Annotated in this window: 15 protein-coding genes and 1 CRISPR repeat array (1 of these 16 running past the window's edge); of the genes, 7 read left to right on the top strand and 8 right to left on the bottom strand. The window is 55.5% G+C overall.

Features of this window, described 5'->3' with window-relative positions:
• Positions 1-1040: a CRISPR direct-repeat array (repeat unit 32 nt; unit sequence ATTTCAATCCACGCTCCCGCGAAGGGAGCGAC); it begins 8960 nt to the left of the window's first position.
• Between the two features lie 186 nt (positions 1041-1226).
• The 7 genes from cas2 to cas3 all read right to left on the bottom strand — a co-directional run bounded on the left by cas2 (position 1227) and on the right by cas3 (position 9011).
• Positions 1227-1517: a CRISPR-associated endonuclease Cas2 gene (cas2, locus tag DW724_RS12065; protein ID WP_118730144.1), complete on the bottom strand. Its 291-nt coding sequence runs from the start codon at positions 1515-1517 to the stop codon at positions 1227-1229.
• A 10-nt stretch (positions 1518-1527) separates the two neighbouring features.
• A complete protein-coding gene (cas1c, locus tag DW724_RS12070) occupies positions 1528-2559 on the bottom strand; it encodes a type I-C CRISPR-associated endonuclease Cas1c (RefSeq protein ID WP_118761651.1) in 1032 nt (343 codons plus the stop codon).
• A complete protein-coding gene (gene cas4, locus DW724_RS12075; RefSeq protein ID WP_118761652.1) occupies positions 2556-3206 on the bottom strand; it encodes a CRISPR-associated protein Cas4 in 651 nt (216 codons plus the stop codon). Before cas4 ends, cas1c begins: the two co-directional genes overlap by 4 nt.
• Positions 3206-4093 carry a type I-C CRISPR-associated protein Cas7/Csd2 gene (gene cas7c, locus DW724_RS12080; protein WP_118761653.1) on the bottom strand — a complete coding sequence of 296 codons (888 nt, stop codon included), beginning with the start codon at positions 4091-4093 and terminating at the stop codon, positions 3206-3208. Before cas7c ends, cas4 begins: the two co-directional genes overlap by 1 nt.
• A complete protein-coding gene (gene cas8c / locus DW724_RS12085) occupies positions 4094-5824 on the bottom strand; it encodes a type I-C CRISPR-associated protein Cas8c/Csd1 (protein WP_118761654.1) in 1731 nt (576 codons plus the stop codon).
• Positions 5821-6483: a type I-C CRISPR-associated protein Cas5c gene (gene cas5c, locus DW724_RS12090; RefSeq protein WP_118761655.1), complete on the bottom strand. Its 663-nt coding sequence runs from the start codon at positions 6481-6483 to the stop codon at positions 5821-5823. The genes cas8c and cas5c overlap by 4 nt, the downstream gene beginning before the upstream one ends.
• Positions 6484-6833: 350 nt before the next feature.
• Positions 6834-9011, bottom strand: a complete 2178-nt coding sequence (gene cas3, locus DW724_RS12095) for a CRISPR-associated helicase Cas3' (RefSeq protein ID WP_118761656.1) — start codon at positions 9009-9011, stop codon at positions 6834-6836.
• Positions 9012-9501: 490 nt separating this feature from the next.
• Between cas3 and DW724_RS12100 the strand changes: the two genes are divergently transcribed.
• From DW724_RS12100 to DW724_RS12130, 7 genes are all read left to right on the top strand, one after another.
• Complete coding sequence (locus DW724_RS12100; protein WP_118761657.1) at positions 9502-10548, top strand: methionine ABC transporter ATP-binding protein; 1047 nt, start codon at positions 9502-9504, stop codon at positions 10546-10548.
• Positions 10529-11209 carry a methionine ABC transporter permease gene (locus DW724_RS12105; RefSeq protein ID WP_118761658.1) on the top strand — a complete coding sequence of 227 codons (681 nt, stop codon included), beginning with the start codon at positions 10529-10531 and terminating at the stop codon, positions 11207-11209. The genes DW724_RS12100 and DW724_RS12105 overlap by 20 nt, the downstream gene beginning before the upstream one ends.
• A 12-nt stretch (positions 11210-11221) precedes the next feature.
• Entirely contained in the window at positions 11222-12175 is a 954-nt protein-coding gene (locus tag DW724_RS12110; RefSeq protein WP_118761659.1) for an L-lactate dehydrogenase, read from the top strand.
• A 45-nt stretch (positions 12176-12220) separates the two neighbouring features.
• The gene (locus DW724_RS12115; protein ID WP_118761660.1) at positions 12221-13111 is read left to right on the top strand and encodes a MetQ/NlpA family ABC transporter substrate-binding protein; all 891 of its coding nucleotides are present in this window, start codon (positions 12221-12223) and stop codon (positions 13109-13111) included.
• Positions 13112-13175: 64 nt separating this feature from the next.
• Positions 13176-14564, top strand: a complete 1389-nt coding sequence (locus DW724_RS12120; protein ID WP_243105750.1) for an FAD-binding oxidoreductase — start codon at positions 13176-13178, stop codon at positions 14562-14564.
• Positions 14565-14566: 2 nt separating this feature from the next.
• Positions 14567-15739 (top strand): pyridoxal phosphate-dependent aminotransferase, encoded by a 1173-nt coding sequence (locus tag DW724_RS12125; protein ID WP_118761662.1) that lies wholly within the window; start codon positions 14567-14569, stop codon positions 15737-15739.
• Positions 15740-15757: 18 nt separating this feature from the next.
• Entirely contained in the window at positions 15758-16927 is a 1170-nt protein-coding gene (locus tag DW724_RS12130) for a M20 metallopeptidase family protein (protein WP_118761663.1), read from the top strand.
• A gap of 63 nt (positions 16928-16990) precedes the next feature.
• On the opposite strand, the gene DW724_RS12135 is transcribed toward DW724_RS12130, so the two are convergent.
• Positions 16991-18292 (bottom strand): hypothetical protein, encoded by a 1302-nt coding sequence (locus tag DW724_RS12135; protein WP_118761664.1) that lies wholly within the window; start codon positions 18290-18292, stop codon positions 16991-16993.
• Positions 18293-18670 lie beyond the last annotated feature (378 nt).

The following is an 18670-nucleotide window of genomic DNA, read 5'->3' on the forward strand; positions in this document are numbered from 1 at the left end:
CTCCGCAGGCATGACATTTCAATCCACGCTCCCGCGAAGGGAGCGACAAATTGCGTTGTCTACACCGTGGAAGCCGTTAGATTTCAATCCACGCTCCCGCGAAGGGAGCGACACCAAACTTAACCAGTACATTTCAGACCGCGACATTTCAATCCACGCTCCCGCGAAGGGAGCGACCAGGCACCGCACTCCATTCTCAATTTTTTAGCGTATTTCAATCCACGCTCCCGCGAAGGGAGCGACGCGTGGAGCTGCTGCATGACGCGGACACGCTCGGCATTTCAATCCACGCTCCCGCGAAGGGAGCGACCTGTTAATAACTTCTCCACTTCCCGCAGGGCGCATTTCAATCCACGCTCCCGCGAAGGGAGCGACGTCCAGGGTGTAGTCGATCAGTTTTTCGGCCACCGATTTCAATCCACGCTCCCGCGAAGGGAGCGACTTACGTCGCTGTCAATCTTTCCGACCGATCCCACGATTTCAATCCACGCTCCCGCGAAGGGAGCGACTCGCTGTGGACCTGATCCGAACACTGACAGACTGATTTCAATCCACGCTCCCGCGAAGGGAGCGACAGCAGATCGCGGGCGCGGAACAACCCGAATTCGAATTTCAATCCACGCTCCCGCGAAGGGAGCGACCCTGACCGCCTTTTTTTATTTTCCGGTGACCATTATTTCAATCCACGCTCCCGCGAAGGGAGCGACGTCGGTATTCGTGCCAGGATAGCCGATCACATTATTTCAATCCACGCTCCCGCGAAGGGAGCGACTGGAAGAAAGCGCGATTTCAGCGATCGCACAGGGCATTTCAATCCACGCTCCCGCGAAGGGAGCGACGGACTTCGCGCGTTTCAGTGCTTCGCGGACAAGAAATTTCAATCCACGCTCCCGCGAAGGGAGCGACCGCCCGAAGCGTGGTCCGCGTCCTGGATAGCCTTATTTCAATCCACGCTCCCGCGAAGGGAGCGACTCAAGACGACGATCCAGCCCCACAATGATACTTCCGATTTCAATCCACGCTCCCGCGAAGGGAGCGACAGCAAAAATCACCAAGACTATCCCCGATGATCTTCGCAAAATAAACAATTGCAATAACAGTTTTGCATAGAATCGTGCAAAATACAACTGCAAAATTGACATCCGATAAAAGTATTGTATATATCCTATCGGAAATTCCGGTGCGAAGCGCCGACGCTTTTCGGTTCGCTTACACTTCGCACCGCCTTACACCATGAGCACGCCTTCCGGCTCATAGCCGCGCTTCGTGCCGAAATGCTCAATCTTATTCTCATACTTGCTGCCGAGATAGTAAAATCGCAGACTGTCCAGTTCATCATCCATAATGGAGCACAGCTTCTGCTGCAGCATACGGCACTGAGCCGCGTCAATCAGGCATTCAAACACGGAATTCTGCACACGCTGTCCATAATTGACGCACTGCCTGGCAATTTGCCGCAGGCGTTTGCGCCCGGCGGCTGTTTCGGTGTTGACGTCATAAGTAATCACAACCAGCATATTCGGCACCTCATTTCCACAAAAACGGCGGATAATCGTCCAGATCGCCGCGCAAATAGCGCGTCAGCAGCAGTGCCTGCGCGTAGGGCACCATACCCCAAGACAGCTTTTCCTCAAGGTATGGGTGACGAATTTCCTCGCGCTTTTTCTCCTGCCAGCCCTGTAAAAAGATTTTGCGGGCGTTCTCTGAGAGATAAACCGCACCGTTCTCCTGCACTTCAAAATCCTTCGCGGAAAACCTGCCGAGATTGACAGCCGAAAGCACAAAACGGTCTGCAAAGCACGGCCGAAGTTCTTCCATCAAATCGGCGGCAAGAGACTGCCGGCCCGGACGGTCGGTGTGCAGAAAACCGACATAGCTGTCCAGTCCGACGGCTTCCAGCGCAGCGGCGCAGTCGTTCGCCAACAGGGAATAGGCGAACGACAGCAGCGCGTTGCATGGGTCGAGCGGTGGACGGCGCGAGCGTCCGGTGAACGAAAACACGTCTTTGTGGTTGAGAATCAATCGGTCGAATACATCGAAATAGATGGCCGCACCTGCGCCCTCCAGTCCGCGCAGAGAGCCTGAATCAGTCTCTGCCTGCACCTGCGGCAGCAGCGCTTTCAGCTTGGCGGAGGCGGCTTTGAGCGCTTCTGTGTCCACGCGCATGGCGTGGTCGCGGCAGGTGCGTTCAATGCTCCACCGCGCGTTGTAAATCTTGCCGAACACCATCATGCGGGCAATACGGCAGGCTTGTGGTGGGTCATCCGCCGTACGGTATTGTGTGCGTCGAAGCAATACATTACCGTTGCTCACGCCGCAGGTTCGCGCCAGAAACCGCCCGCGCGGTGTGCAGAACGACAAGCTTACATCTCGCTTTGCACATGCGCCCATGAGTGCCGGAGACGCGCCTGCATAGCTGAAGCTGATAATTCCGGCGAGGGCATGGAGCGGAAACCGAGCCGTTACCTGCTTCTCGCGGTTGACGACAACATTTTCGCCATCGAGCGTTAAATATGCGTCCTCTGAGGTGACAAACAGCGTGTTAAGCAGCTTTTTCATTCCTCCATCGCTCCTTTCAGGTAGCCGGAGACAGGTTTCGCCTTCATCAGCTCGGGCAAACACAATTCCTTGAGCGAGCAGGCCGAGCAGCCTTTCTGCGGTTTCACCTTAGGCGTGCAGCCGCGCCGCAGATAGTCGTGCATTTCGGCAAGGCTGTCGCGTACACGCTGCCGCAGTTCGTCTGTAAATTCGACAGGCGTCCGTCGGCGCGGTTCACCGTAGAACAGCGCACCGTCGGAAATCTGACAGCACAGCATTTCCTCAAGACACATCGCCTGACCGCACAGCTGCAGCTCGTCCGCGTCGTGCGGCTTGGGTTTGCCGCGCTTGTATTCGATTGGAAACGGCGACCACAGTCCGTCTCGTCCCTGCAGGGCAACGCCGTTTTCCGAGTGATGAAATTCTACCACATCGCATTCACCGGACACACCGAGTACCGCAGAATGGATACGCATGGCACGAACAATCAGCAGGTCGCCGCGGCTTTCCGTGCCGCCGCCGTGCGCTTTCTCGTGCAGAATCGAGCCGTCCACCGTGCGGTAATTCTCTGCCCACTGGTGCTCCACATGGATGAGCGCCCATTGCCGACGGCAGAATGCGAAGTGCTGCAGACCGGAGAGTTGGAGGAAGTCCTCCTCGGCGTAGATTACCCCAGCACCTTGCAGGTCACGCCGTCCGGCAGGTTGGCTTCGTCAACCGTGATGGTGAAGTCCGTGTACGCACGCGGCGCAATCACGCCTTCGTTGTGCTCGGCATGAACCAGATCAAACAGCTTGTGCGAGGGTGCGTTGCCAAGCTCGGAATCATGCTTGAACACAATCAGCTGGCGTACAGCCATCTTGCCGCGAGCAGCCGAATGGTCGTTCTCGAACATGTTGATGATTGCTGTCCACAGCAGTTCAAGGTCATCCTCAGAGAATCCGGTCGTCTTGCGGGCGAGGTTAGCGGAAACATAGCCTTCCGCACGGTACAGACCGTAAGGCACGATGTACTTGCGGCCCATTTCGGTGCCCTTTTTCTCCGCGTCAGCCTCGGTGGTGATGGCAACACGGGTGATCGTGACTTCCTGCGGAACAATAGGATCCACACTGCGGGCAAAGCCAAGCTGCACCGGACCGCGCACCTGTCCGCAGTTGAGTGCACCCTTGACAAAGGTGGTCATAACTGCACCGAATGTGCGAATATCGTAGAAATTCTGGCACATAAAGTCGCGCAGCTTGCTGTCCAGCTGGTCGTCCTTCTTCTTTGCATCCTTGAGCTTGTCCGGCGCTATACCGACATAAGCGCAGGCTTCTGCATCGCTGCGGTTGAGAGGTACACCGTCCTTAACGTAAATGCGGTAGCCGGATTCGCCTTCCTTGGCCATTTCCACATAGTTGCGGATTTTGCGCTTGAGGCATACATCGGTCACCAGACCGTAGCCGGTTTCCGGGTCGATACGCGGCATGTTGCCCGCATCCGGATCGCCGTTCGGATTGCCGTTTTCCACGTCGAAAAAGATTACAAATTCATAGCGGTTTTTGATGGGTTCCATTTACTTGTCCTCCTTTTTAGTGTAACGCTTCTGTGTCTGATGGTAGTAACCGAGGTCAAACGAGCCTTGCTGCGGCAGGTTCAGCCGAGCGGGATACTCTTCGTGCAGAATATCCATGATCTGGCCGATTTGCTTATTAAAATAAATTTGCTGATCGATTCGCAGCTTACGCAGATGTTTCTGACAGAGCTTGTCAAGAATAGGGAAGATAGTCGCGGGGATAGACGAAGCGGAGTTGAAGTATTTATCCTTGATAGTAGCGTTGATGCCCGGATTTGCCGCCTGCTGTACGGCTTCATACACCGAGAACAGCCGTCCGAGCGCATAAGGGATATTGGTGCTGGATTCATTCAGGCTCACAGTTAAAACCTCCTCGGGACAATCCTTGTCCTTGTTTTTTAGGTAATATGCCTTGATAATTGCGGCACGCCGCCAGTTTATCTCAGAATCTGCGCGGATACGGAGCATAACACCGTTCAGCAGTGCAGCCGGATAGCGGTCATTGTTCCAGACGGCGCGGGCAGTCGCACCGGCCATAACCGGACTCGGCTTTTTGTCGCGGGCACTCTGGTTGACGGTTTCGGCAAGCAGCTGCCACAGCGGCAAAAAGCCGGCAGGCGCCTTTGCCGGACGCTTGATTTTCAGACGTTCATAGTGCGCGTTGACGTTCTTCATCAATTCACCAAACGTGTTTTTATAGAAGAATCGCACACTCAGACGCGCGGCATTCGGTGCCAGACCGAGAATGTAGAACGCACGTTCAGGATCAAGATTTAATTCCTGACACGGTTCGCTGTCTGCAAGGTGTTGGAGCGCAGCGGATAAGTCATTATCCGACCAGCTTTGCGTGTTATTGCCCATAAGGCAGCTGAAAAAATCAGTATACTGCGGTTCTGCAGTCTCCGCCCAGCAAACGACGGTGGTGTCACCGATGTACTGCGTATGCTCGCGGTCAGCCAGCAGGTGATTGAGCGCCGTCGTATAAGCAAATGCAGCGTGCTTACCAACAGGTGCATTATAGTTCTGCTCGTGACCGTAGGAACAGAAGGCGGGGGCGTTGAACGACACAAGTGCGGCGCCGCTGGACTGCGCATCACGTACACCCTTGATGGCGGGATGAACGGCGGCAATCTCATCCAGTTCGCCGGTGACAAGACATTGCTGTTTGGGCGCATCGGAGTCACCGTCGTAATGTGCCTGCCATGCAGCGCAGATGACCGGATCATCTGCCGGATACTGTCCGTTCACATAAAATACCAGATTGGCACCGGCAATGATTTTGTCGTAATCATCGACAAGAGCAGGGTGCTGTGCAGCTTCGGCAGGCTGCCATATATCAAAGAAGGAGAGAATTGCGTGTGCGGCAGGAGAGTCCACATTGTCTAACAGCTTGCGGTGCAGCTCGGCGGCGGCGTGAAAGCATTGCAGACTGCGCTCCGGTTTGCCTTTTGCGTCTACGCCAAGCAGATATGCCGAATTATCCCACATAAAGTTGGACGTGACACCGGAAGAACGCTTGACTGCCGCCGGCAGACGAATATCCTCGCGCGGACGGAGCACTTTCTTTTTGCCTGCCTCTGCTTCGTGCAGCAGCGGAATAACCTGGGCAAGGTCACCGTTTTCCCGCAGCTGGAGTGCATAACTGATTTTCGGTCTGCCCCAACCGGGCGCATCAATTTCACCGCGGGCATTGAGGGCATCATAATATTGCGTCAGCGCCTGCAAAATCATTTGACCACCTCCGCACTGTGAATCGGGGGAACCTCCATGACACCGTCTATCAGCTTGGCGCGGAAGAACATCGGTGTGATATTGGCGGGATCGCTGTAATCCATGTCGAGCAGCATCCAGCCGAGATCGTGCTCACCGAGCAGCTTCTCCGGACAAGGCGGAAGTTGTTCACAAAGCTCAAACTTTACCGAAAATTCCCGTGTGCCGAAGTAGGGCATGCTGTAGCACTGTCCGCGGCGCAGACGGCGTTTCATAATGTCCTGAAACTTGCCGGGATTGTCAGTCGGCGCAGCCTTGTCGGTCATTTCAAAGTGCGCTTCGATGACATAGTGGACATCGCGCAGCACCATGGCAGCACGCTGCTGAATGCTTTCCGATGCAGCAAGGTACAGCTCACCCTTGGGTTTTGCAATCCACGCCTTGACCGAACGCGCGTTGATGGTGTCCTTTACCTCGTTTCGGCGGATGTTGGTGAAGTGGATCGGCGCACAGACATGAATGCGGTCGATGATCCAGCGAAGACCGGGGTGCCAGTAAATACTTTCCAGCAACCCGCGTGCCGCCGAGGGTGTCATGCAGTCATAGCTGACGCGTTCGGTCTTCATTTCGGGTCTGCTGAATAGAGCGTATGGACCGCTTACTTCAACTTGAATTGACATTGGTATATTTCCCTCCTTTACGAAGCCTTGCCAAATATTTCCTTGCATCAACAGAGAGTGGAATATGTGACAGGGCTTCGGTGTGATTTGTTGGATAGACAGGAAGATGATTCCGGTCTATATTTGTAGTATATCACTTATGCTATATGAAAGCAATATAAACTTTAAGAGCACTTGTAATTATAAATCTATTTTCTGATAAGGAATCGGTTTATGTTTACACGATACGTATAATATGTTATAGTGACGTTGTCGCTGGAAACAGTGTGGATTGAAATAAGAGGAGTGTTATTATAGGAAGACCGGGAGAATGTTACCACATTCTCCCGTTTTCCTTTTTACGCGAAAAATTACCCGAAAAACGCCTGACCGCTGTCTGCCTTGAGCGACAGACCGGTTTTCTCATCATACAGCGACAGATTGCACAGAATAGCACTGCGGTCGTCCAGAGCATTGGTTTCATCGGCGGTTTGAAGCGCACCGGCGTCATACAGTGCCTGAAAATGCGCATCATACACCTGCACGGCGTACTGCCCAAGCTGCCGATACAGCTTTTTAGAGCACGCACCATCGCAAAGCCGCTCGATGAGTTCAGAACCGTCCTTCCACGGAATATAAACTGTGCGTGTGTCGTTGTCGATCATGCGAAAATTCTCGGCAATTGTGCGGAACGGATACAGAGAGCCGCCGCGTCCGCGTTCAAACGCGTCGATCACGCCGATTTTGTCAATCGCGGAACCGTTCAGCTTGCGCAGTTCGCTGAAATAGCTCTGCATTGTCTGCGGAGAAGCGGGATCGGCATTGTTATCCAGCGCAGTATTTGTCGCACCGATGGCTTGTCCAAACAGCGGCGGAGCCTTCTCTGTGCGGCGAAAAATGGTAACGATGCTGTCCTCTGCGGCACGCTTGCCCTCACGGTTGCAGCGTCCGGCGGCCTGCAGAATGGAATCCAGACCCGCCAGTTCGCGGTAAACGGCGGGGAAATCTATGTCAACACCGGCTTCAACAAGAGAAGTCGATACGACACGGCAGGGCAAACCGTCATTCAGTCGGCGTCGGATTTCCTCGAGCACCGAACGGCGATGCTTCGGCACCATCAGTGTGGACAGATGGAAACTGCCTTCCTCCGGCAATTTCAAGAAAATGGACTGCGCCGCTTTGCGGGAATTGACGATGCAGAGGACCTGCTTATATGCGCACAGTAATTCGGCGAGTGCGTCATCCTCGAGGACGCCGACTTGCCGGAACGTTACACGGCGGAATTTGTCGAAATAGAACGGAATCTCCGGGCAAATCTCGGAAACCGCATGCGACGGTGCGAATCGCTGAATCAAATCGCCGAGTACCGGCTGGGTAGCCGTACACAGCACGGCAGTTGCGCCGAACTGCTCTACCAGAGCGCCGATGGCCGCGACACACGGCATCAGGTGGCACAGCGGAAGCATTTGCGCTTCATCGAAAATAATCACGCTGTTCGCCAGATTGTGCAGCTTGCGGCACTGTGAGGAACGGTTAGCGTACATCGACTCGAAAAACTGAACGGCGGTTGTGATAACGAGCGGGCTGTCCCAGTTTTCGGCGGCCAGTGCCTTGGGATCGGGATTGCCGTTTTCCTCATCGTTCTCGAACTGTACACCGGAGTGATGCTCGAGTACGTTTTCATCGCCTAAAATACCGCGGAAAACATCGGCATTCTGCTCGATGATGGAGGTGTACGGTACAACATAAATCACACGTTTCATACCGTGCTCAACGGCATGATGCAGCGCAAATGCGAGAGAACTGGTCGTTTTGCCGCCGCCGGTCGGAACCGTAAGCGTGTAAATGCCCTTGGGATTGGCTGCGGCGGAAACGCCCGCCCGCAAGATCTGCTGACGCAGCTTGTTCAGCTCGGAAGTCGGGTTGTCCCATTCATTTAGCCTGGCCTGTAAGCGGGTGAGCAGCGTTTCGAGTGAATTTCCGGTGCCGCGCGGCATATCGCCCTGCATGAACTGCTCGGTGTCCAGATAATCCGCATCCACCAGACAGGAGTACAGCATGCGCGTGCGGAATGACTCGGAAAGCGACGGCTTGGTGACCGGACGCTGCGGCAGGCGTACCGGCGGAATGGGATAATCCGGGTCAAGCGGCGGAATAGCGGGAGTGCCCCACTTTTTTATTCTGCCGGTGAAGGTGGGCGTGCCTTCCGGGTCATTTGTGCTGCCTAAATCCGGCAAACCGCTGTGATGCCCCATGACACAAGCGGCTAAGAGCAGATTGTTTGACAACATGATGTTTCGTGCACCGGCGGTTGCATGATCGACCTTTGGACCATTATCCAGAAGACGATGCTGAAATGCGGCAGTTGCTTTGCCGTCATCGTGGTGAACACCGGCCTCGTGACCTTCGGTTTGTGCACCGAATGCTTCGGCAAACTGCCCGCAGAGCGTGCCGACACCGCGCTCGTGATCGGAGAGAAGCTGATATTCTGTACGTTCAACGCCGTTTTCATTGATCGGACGGGTGTGTGCATAGAATTTTTTATCCATAGCGATCACCTTCTATTGAATTGTTATATACAGTATATAACAGTTAAAGTCCGATAAAAAGTACATCACCCAATATGCCTGCCAAGAAGACCACCTTGAATTACAGCAAACTGCTGAAAATATCAGTCAAATCCCATAGATTTTGCTGGATGAATTCATACAAAACTGGCAAAACCGCCAGAAAACGAAATTCCCACAATTCCGAGGTTGACACTGGGGATTGACTGTGCTATTCTATAACCAACAAATCCAGTAAGGAATCGGAAAGGAGCGAGCAAAATGTTCATCGTAAACGCACGAATGTCGGGTCGAATGTGTATGAACATGCTGTATTATGCTCAGATGCTGCCTGACCGACAGAATACGAAATTACTTTGAATCGTCTTGCTTGACGCTGCGCGTTCTTGCGGATTCATTGCATTTTCTGAAGCGGGGAGCTGCGAGCTTCCCGCTTTTTTTGCGCATTTAAGAGGAATAAGGAGGAATTTTCTTGATAAAATTGTCACATATCTCGAAGGAGTTTGTGAGCGGCAAGCGAACCGTTCATGCGGTGCAGGATGTTTCGCTGACGATTGACAAGGGCGAAATTTTCGGTATGATCGGCTTTTCCGGTGCGGGTAAATCGACGTTGGTGCGCTGCATCAATCTGCTCGAGCGACCGACCTCCGGCAAGGTGATCGTAGATGGTCAGGACATGCTGTCGCTCTCGGCAAAGGAGCTGCGGCAGGCCCGCAAGAAGATCGGCATGATCTTCCAGCACTTCAACCTGATGCCCTCGCGCACCGTAGCCGGCAACGTAGCGTATCCGCTGCGCGGCAGCGGCCTTTCCAAGCAGCAGATCGAGGAAAAAGTACAGCGGTTGCTTGATCTGGTCGGCATCGGTGATAAGGCGGAGGCGTATCCCAAGCAGCTGTCCGGCGGTCAGAAACAGCGTGTAGCAATCGCTCGCGCACTGGCAAACGACCCGAATGTGCTGCTCTGCGATGAGGCTACCTCGGCACTCGATCCGCAGACCACCAAGGCGATTCTGCAGTTGCTCAAGCACCTGAACGAAACCCTCGGCATCACGGTCGTTATCATCACCCATGAAATGGCGGTCGTCAAGGAGATCTGCCACCGCGTAGCCGTCATGGAGCACGGCAAGGTGGTCGAGTCCGGCGAGGTGTTCAACATTTTTGCCAACCCGAGAGAGAACATCACCAAGAACTTCATCCACACGACCTCCAATCTCCGCAAGATCGAAGAACTCATCGCGGAGGATTCGCCGGTCGTCAAGCTGAATCCGGGTGAACTGATCGTGCGCCTGAGCTATATTCAGCGCAACGTATCCGAGCCGCTCATCTCGACGGTATCGCGCAAATTCGACATTGTGCTCAACATCATCTTTTCGGATATCGCCATCGTGCAGAATGCACCGATTGGCGGCACGGTAGCCATCATCAGCGGCGGCCGCGATCAAATCACACAGGCAATCGCCTATCTCAGTGAGAAAAACGTAGGAGTGGAGGTCATCAAGGATGCAAGAGTTTCTGAATAACATCATTCCGAATGTGATGGCAAAGCTGCCGGACTTCTATGCAGCCATCGGCGACACGCTGCTCATGGTGGTCTGGTCGGGTGCGATCTCGTTCGTGCTCGGTCTGACACTGGGCGTGCTGATCACGGTCACCAAGCAGGGCGGCATTCTGGAAAACAAAATCGTCTATCAGATCCTGGACAAGCTGGTCAGCCTGTTCCGTTCCATCCCGTTCATCATCCTGCTGACGTGGGTAATGCCGGTTTCCCGTGCAATTATGGGTACGGCAATCTATGTTCGGGGTGCAATCGTTCCGTTGGTATTCGGTGCGGTGCCGTTCTTCACCCGTCAGGTGGAAAGCGCCCTTGCCGAGCTGGACGGCGGTCTGATCGAAGCGGCACTCTCGATGGGTTCCACACCGCTGGAGATTATCTTCCGCGTTTACCTGAAGGAAAGCGTTGCCGCCATCGCACGCGGCACAACCATCACAGCCATCAGCCTGCTGAACCTGACCGCAATGGCCGGTGTCGTCGGTGCCGGCGGTCTGGGCGACTTCGCCATCCGTTACGGCCACGACCGCAACATGCTGGACGTTACCAACGTCACTGTGCTGGTCCTCGTCATCATCGTTTGCATTATGGAGTTCGTTGGCGGCAAGGTCGTCAAGAAGAACACGCATTAAGGAGTGTCTGACATGAGTATTTCCAATCGTAAAGTTGTTATCGTCGGTGCAGGACATGTCGGCTCCCATGTCGGCTACGCACTGATTTCGCAGAGTCTGGCAGACGAGATCGTCTACATCGACTCCGACCACGCAAAGGCAGTTGCACAGGCGCTCGACCTGACCGATGCGACCAACTATCTGCCGGTCCGCACCAAAGTCATCGCCGGTGATTACAGCGATGCAAAGGACGCGCAGATCATGATCATCTCGGCGGGCCCGCTGCCGACCGGCAATCAGACCCGTATGGATACACTGGGTCAGACCATCGCCATCCTGAAAGATGTAACAAAATCCATCAAAGAATCCGGTTTTGACGGCATTATCGTCAATATCTCCAATCCGGCGGACGTTATCACGCATTACATCCAGCACACGCTGAACTGGGCGCCGGAGCGCATCTTCTCCACCAGCACTACGCTGGATTCCGCAAGACTGCGCCGCGCGATCGCGCAGGAGATCGGCATTGACCAGAAATCCATCACCGCTTACGCGCTCGGTGAGCACGGCGAAAGCCAGATGGTCGCATGGTCGGCTGTCACCATCGCGGGCAAGCCGCTTTCCCAGTGGCGCGAGGAGTATCCGGACACCTTCGGCAAACTCGACATGGATGCGCTTGCTGACGCAGGCCGTGAAGGCGGCTGGACCATCCTGCGCGGCAAGCAGTGCACCGAGTTCGGCATCGGCGCTTCTGCCGCAGAAGTCGTTCGCGCCATTTTCTACAACGAGAACCGCGTTCTTTCAGTTTCTGTTCTGTTGGACGGCAAATACGGTCAGCACGATGTGTACGCCAGCGTGCCCGCTATCGTGGGTCGCGACGGCATCGCAGAGATCATTGAGCTGCACCTCACCCCGGAGGAGCAGGAGAAGTTCAACGCATCCTGCAAGACCATGAGCGAGAATTATCAGCTGTCGCTCACTCTCTAACATCAGTCAATTAAAAAATTCACATCATAAACGGAGGTAATCCCAATGAAGCTCAAAAGAATCATCGCACTGTCCCTGTCCGCAGCAACCTTCGCTCTGTCCCTGACCGCCTGCGGCGGCTCAAGCAGCGCAGCTTCCGATGACGCACAGGCATCCGACAGCAATTCTGGTGATGCCGTAACCGTAAAGCTCGGCGTAGTCGGCAGCATTTATGAGGATCTGTGGACCCCGGCTAAGGAAAAGCTGGCTGACGAGGGTATCGACCTCGAGTTCGTACAGTTCTCGGACTACGTTACCCCGAACAACGCACTTGCGAACGGCGAGATTGACCTGAACGCATTCCAGCACCGCATTTACCTGCAGAGCGAGATCGACAACTACGGCTATGAGATCGAGAACATCGGCAACACCTTTATCATTCCGCTGAACCTGTACTCCGACAAGGTTAAGTCGGTTGATGAGCTCAAGGACGGCGACACCGTAGCCATTCCGGACGATGTAACCAACGGCGGCCGCGCGCTCAAGGTGCTGGAGGCTGCCGGTCTGATCAAGCTGAAGGACAGCGCAGAGTTCAACCCGACCATCGACGACATCGAGACCTACAACAACAAGATCACCATCGAGGAGCTGAAGGCAAACGTTATCCCGTCCACGCTGGCTGACGTTACCGCAGCTGTCGTAAACGGCAACTACGCACTGGATTTCGGCCTTAAGACCGAGGACGCCATCTACAAGGATGATCAGCTGGACATCGAGGAGTACTGGAACCTGATCGCAGCACGTTCCGCTGACCTCGAGGATGCGGACAAGCTGGAGACCTACAAGAAGGTCGTAGCAGCGTTCCAGTCCGATGAGACCGAGAAGGTATTCAACGACCAGTTCGGCGGCTACTTCATCAAGGCAGGCTGGGATCAGGATCTGCTGGCAGACAAGTAATTCATAATTATTCCTAATGCCGCCGGAAACAACCGGCGGTATTTTCGGCAGGGAGGAAACAGTAATGCAGATCAACAAACAGGCGCTGCAGGAGATCATTCCGGACAGCGAACGCCTGCTTTTCGAGGAAAATATTCCGGCGGAATACCTGAGCGATGCGCTCGGCCGCCGCACCGGCACAGCGGATGCACTCGTGTTCGCGCGCTCGACCGAGGAGGTCAGCGGCGTGCTCCGGTACGCCAACGAAAACGGTATCCCGGTCACGCCGCGCGGCGCGGGCACCAATCTGGTAGGCTCGACAATTCCGCTGTTCGGTGGTATCATTCTGGATGTGTCCCACATGAACCGTGTGCTCGAGCTTGACCGCGACACCATGACGGTCACCGTCGAGCCGGGTATGCTGCTCAAGGATCTGCAGGCGTATGTCGAGGAGCGCGGCCTGTTCTATCCGCCCGATCCGGGCGAAAAGGCCTCGAGCATCGGCGGCAACATCAGCACCAATGCGGGCGGTATGCGTGCAGTCAAGTACGGCGTAACGCGCGATTATGTGCGCGGGCTGGAGGTCGTCCTTGCGGACGGCACGGTGCTGCATGTCGGCGGCAAGCAGGTGAAGGACGCGAGCGGTCTGTCGCTCAAGCATCTGCTCATCGGCTCGGAGGGTACGCTGGCGGTTATTACCAAGTGCCTGCTGCGCCTTCTTCCCAAGCCGGAGACCTCGGTGAGCGTGCTCGTGCCGTTTGCTGACCTCGGCACGGGTATCCGCAGCGTGCTGACCATCCTGCAGGCGAACGCCAACCCGACCGCAGTCGAGTTCATGGAACGCAAGGTCGTAGCCCTCGGTGAGAGCTTTTCCGGCGTGCAATATCCGCGTCCGGATGCCGGTTCGTACATTCTGCTGACGTTTGACGGCCACGAGAGCGAGGTCAATGCGAATATTGAGCGCGTGCGCCGCCTTGCACTCGACAACGGTGCCATCGACTGCATCGTGCTGCGCAGTGCGGAGCAGGCCGCCGACATTTGGAAGGTGCGCGGTGCGCTCGTCATGGCGGTCGAGGCCGTGTCCGAGCAGGAGCCGGTGGACATTGTGGTGCCGATCAGCCACACGGCGGATTTCGTTCGCTATATCAACGAGCTGGAAGCATCCTCGGGTATGCGTATGATCGCGTTCGGTCATGCGGGTGACGGCAACGTGCATCTGTGCGTGGTGCGCGACGGCCGCGACCAGCAGACATGGGAGCGCGAGCTGCACGAAAACATGGAGCAGGCTTACGCTAAGGCGTATTTTTACGGCGGCGTAGCCTCGGGAGAGCACGGCATCGGCATTGCCAAGCGGCCGTATTTCCTGCGGGAGACCGCGCAGGAGAATCTTGCCGTGATGAACACGATCAAGACCGCTCTCGACCCGAAGCACACGCTTAACGATCAGAAATCTTACATTATGGGAGGAAAATAACCATGCAGAGCTTATCTGAGCGCACCGCCGGCTTTACCGATTCGGTCATCCGCCGTATGACGCGCGTTTCCATGCAGTATGATGCGGTAAATCTGTCGCAGGGCTTCCCGGACTTCGAGCCGCCGAAAGAGCTGCTCGACCGTCTGGCGCAGGTGGCCTACGAAGACTATCACCAGTATTCGATCACATGGGGTTCGCAGAACTTCCGCGAAGCGCTGGCCGCCAAGCAGACGTATTTCATGGGCCGCAGGATCGATCCGAACACCGAAATCGTCACCACCTGCGGCAGCACGGAGGCGATGATGGCTGCGATGATGACGGTCACCAATCCGGGCGACAAGGTTATCATTTTCTCCCCGTTCTACGAGAACTACGGTGCGGACACCATCCTGTCCGGTGCAGAGCCTATCTATGTGCCGCTTGTGCCGCCGGATTTCCACTTTGACGCAAACGTGCTCGAGGATGTATTCCGTCAGCACCCGAAGGCCATCATCCTGTGCAACCCGTCCAATCCGTGCGGCAAGGTGTTCACCCGCGAGGAGCTGGAGATTATCGCGTCTCTCGCGGAGAAGTACGACACCTACGTTATCACGGACGAGGTGTATGAGCACATCGTCTTCGCGCCGAACAAGCACACCTATTTTGCCACCCTGCCGGGCATGTGGGAGCGCACGCTGTCGTGCTCGTCGCTCTCCAAAACGTACTCGGTTACCGGCTGGCGACTGGGTTATATCATTGCCCCGCCGGAGATTATCGACCGTGCGAAAAAGGTGCATGACTTCCTGACGGTCGGCGCGGCAGCACCGCTGCAGGAGGCCGTTGTCACCGGCCTGAAGATGGGGCAGGACTACTATGACGATTTGCAGGCCAAGTACACGCACAAAAAGGATCTGTTCCTCAAGGGTCTGGACGATCTCAAAATCGCCCATACCGACCCGCAGGGCGCGTACTATGTTCTGCTCGACATTGCCGAGTTCGGCTACGAGAGCGATCTTGCGTTCTGCGAGGATCTGGCGCATTATGTCGGCGTAGGCGCGGTTCCCGGATCGAGCTTCTTCCGTGAGCCGGTCAACAACCTGATTCGCCTGCATTTTGCCAAGAAGGACGAGACGCTGCTCGATGCACTCAACCGTCTGGAAGGTCTGCGTGATAAGATCAAACCGAAACACCGATAAACAGGAGGAAAAGCCGTCATGGATGTAAAGAAAGCCGCAGCGGAAACGAAGGACTACATCGTATCCATCCGTCGGGAATTTCACCGGCACCCGGAGCTGAGCCTGCAGGAATTCCGCACGGCACAGCGCATTGAGGAGGAACTGGACAAGTTCGGCATTCCGCACACGCGCGTGGGCGAGACCGGCGTGCTCGGCACGCTGAAGGGTGCAAAGGACAACGGAAAAGTGCTGGTTCTGCGTGCGGATATCGACGCGCTGCCCATTGAGGAGACGCACGAGTGCGTCTATCGCTCAGAGAATGCAGGCGTCATGCACGCCTGCGGCCATGATGCGCACGCTGCCTGCCTTCTGGGTGCCGCGAAAATCCTGTCGGAGAACAGAGACGCGTTCAGCGGAAAGGTTCGTCTTGTGTTTCAGCCGGGAGAGGAAATCGGAAAAGGTGCAAAGCCGTTTGTCGCAGCCGGTGTGCTGGATGGTGCCGAGCGCGTGTTTGGTCTGCATACCGCGTATGATTTGGAGGCAGGCACGGTAGGACTCAAACCGGGCATCAACAACGCCGCAGTCGATCATTTCCGCATTCGCGTGCACGGCAGGTCCACGCACGTTTCCACGCCGCATATGGGCGTAGATGCGCTGTACATCGCCAGCCAGATTGTTGTGGCAGTGCAGGGACTGGTTACGCGCCGCACTTCACCGACCGAGCCGGTCATCATCGGCATCGGCAAGCTGAACGCGGGCACGACCTACAACGCCGTGGCAGCATTTGCTGAAATGGAGGGCACAACGCGCACCATTTCGCAGGAGAGCCGCGACCGCGTTCGCGCACAGGTCAGTGAGACCGCGCAGAGCATCGCTGCGCTGTACGGCGGCACGGCGGAAATCGAGTGGACGGACTTTGCCGCTGCGCTCGTCAATGACCCGCAGGTGTGCGAGGAAGCTGCTCGGGTCGTGGACGAGCTGCTCGGAGAAGGACACGTTGTCACCAACCGTGAGCTGTCGCTCAGCGGCGACAATTTTGCCGAGTTTGAGCTGTATAAGCCGGGCGCGTATGCGTATCTCGGCACCGGCAATCCGGATTTTCCGCACACGATGATCACCAACCATAACGGCGGCTTCGATGTGGACGAGAATGCACTTGTGACCGGTGCCGGTCTGTATGTCGGGTATACAGTCGCGCGGCTTGGATAAAGCAAAACGCTCAGCTATCAAACGATAGCTGAGCGTTTTGCTTTTGAAATTACAGTTTTGAACTTACATCCCGCACTCAAGTCCGTTATACCGTGTTACTACAAACGGATAGCTGAGTGTCTCCGGCTGGATGCCAAGCTGCCGCAGACCGGCGCACAAATCCTCGACAACCTGCATATCGTGATCGCGCTGCGCGACGGACAGTTTCATTTTATCTCCATACGACGAGATCAGCAGCGCAAACGGCTGCACGGCGCACGGCAGGATTGCGCCGTAATCGAGTACATACGGACGGCAGCTTTCCGGCAGGGCGAACCGGCCGACATTGGTAATGAGAAAGCTGTCCTCGAGCACAAAATCAGTCGTGACCTTTTGCGCCGCCTGCATTTTCTCCGCGAGCGGAATGTCTGCCTCATGCAGCGATTCACAGCGGTCTGCGGCGGCTTTCGCGCGATAGAGCAGCTGTTCGCGCTGCATCTGATCCTTCAAAAACGCCTTCGTGCGCCGGAACACCTCGTCATTCGGCAGATCGCGGTATTCCGGAAAATACGGCAGATCGATAAAGCAAATAAAATACCGCGTGGTAAGCGTCGGCAGCAGCGGACGCAGATCGACCGGAATCTCCGCGATAACCGGCTTGTCCGTTCCGCCAAACTTATCATCAAACGCTTTCATCATCAGCGGAGCCAGTACAGACAGCGGACTGACGCCGATGGACTTTGCGTAATCGTGCAGCTGAGAAAACGGGAACGTCACCTCGGTGACGACTTCGGAGCCGTCAGCGCCCCACTGTACCTCGGGGGCATGAACAGCCTCCGGCTTTTTCCAGATGCCATCTGGCGAAAATTCACGGTCTGCCAGCTGCTCGTAGCCGTTTGCGCTCTCCTCAGGAGACCAGCGGGTATCCATGCCGCGCACAGAGCCGTCATTTTCAACCGGGAAACCGCAGTTTTTCAGGTACTGGAACAGTACACAGCGGATAAACTCCTCGAATCCGCGTCCATCCGAGATAGAGTGCTGATACTCCATGTAGATGGTCTTGTCGTGGTAGCCGACGAGAAATAAGTATCCGTTCGTATCCTTGGAGCCGATGGTGTAGCGGGTGGATACGCCATCGAACGGCAGCACTACGGCGGGCTGCACGTTTCGGCGGTAGCGGAACGCGGTCTCGGTCGGCTCGGCGGTCAGCATCATGTGCGGAAAGCGCAGCAGTGCCTGTTCGACGGCTTCGCGCAGCTTGTCCGGGCGCACTTTATCGCGCATGCGGATGGTGTGGCGCGGCACACAGGCGACGGTTTCATGGGTGTTATACAGGAAGATTTTTGCATAGCTGTCCGTGCGGAGCAGCGGGTCATTCATGGTCATTATAGCATTCTCCTTAAAACATAATCCGGCGCATCTTATATGGTAATTTCAGTATATCACCCTGCAACGACGTTGTAAATCAAAATGAGTCGAATTTGCACAGTATTATGCAAATATAGAACATGATGTACGATATAATGAGCCGCGAGCCTGAAAATACTTGCGATTCGGTTGGCAGAGTATATCACGCCGGAGAAGCTGACATATGAGCATGGAATTTCTGCCGCGGCTGTTCGATTCGTTCTCGCGTGAGCGTATTCCGTGTGAGAAGCGAAAAAACAAGCGACACCATATTTCGATTGGTGTCGCTTGTGTGCGTTTTCAGGCGCTGTCGGTATTGTCTGCCCTTGCAGGGCGGTTGTTCATACCATATCCGCT

It is taken from the genome of Butyricicoccus sp. AM27-36, assembly GCF_003480945.1.
In the GTDB taxonomy this organism is placed as follows: domain Bacteria; phylum Bacillota; class Clostridia; order Oscillospirales; family Butyricicoccaceae; genus Agathobaculum; species Agathobaculum butyriciproducens.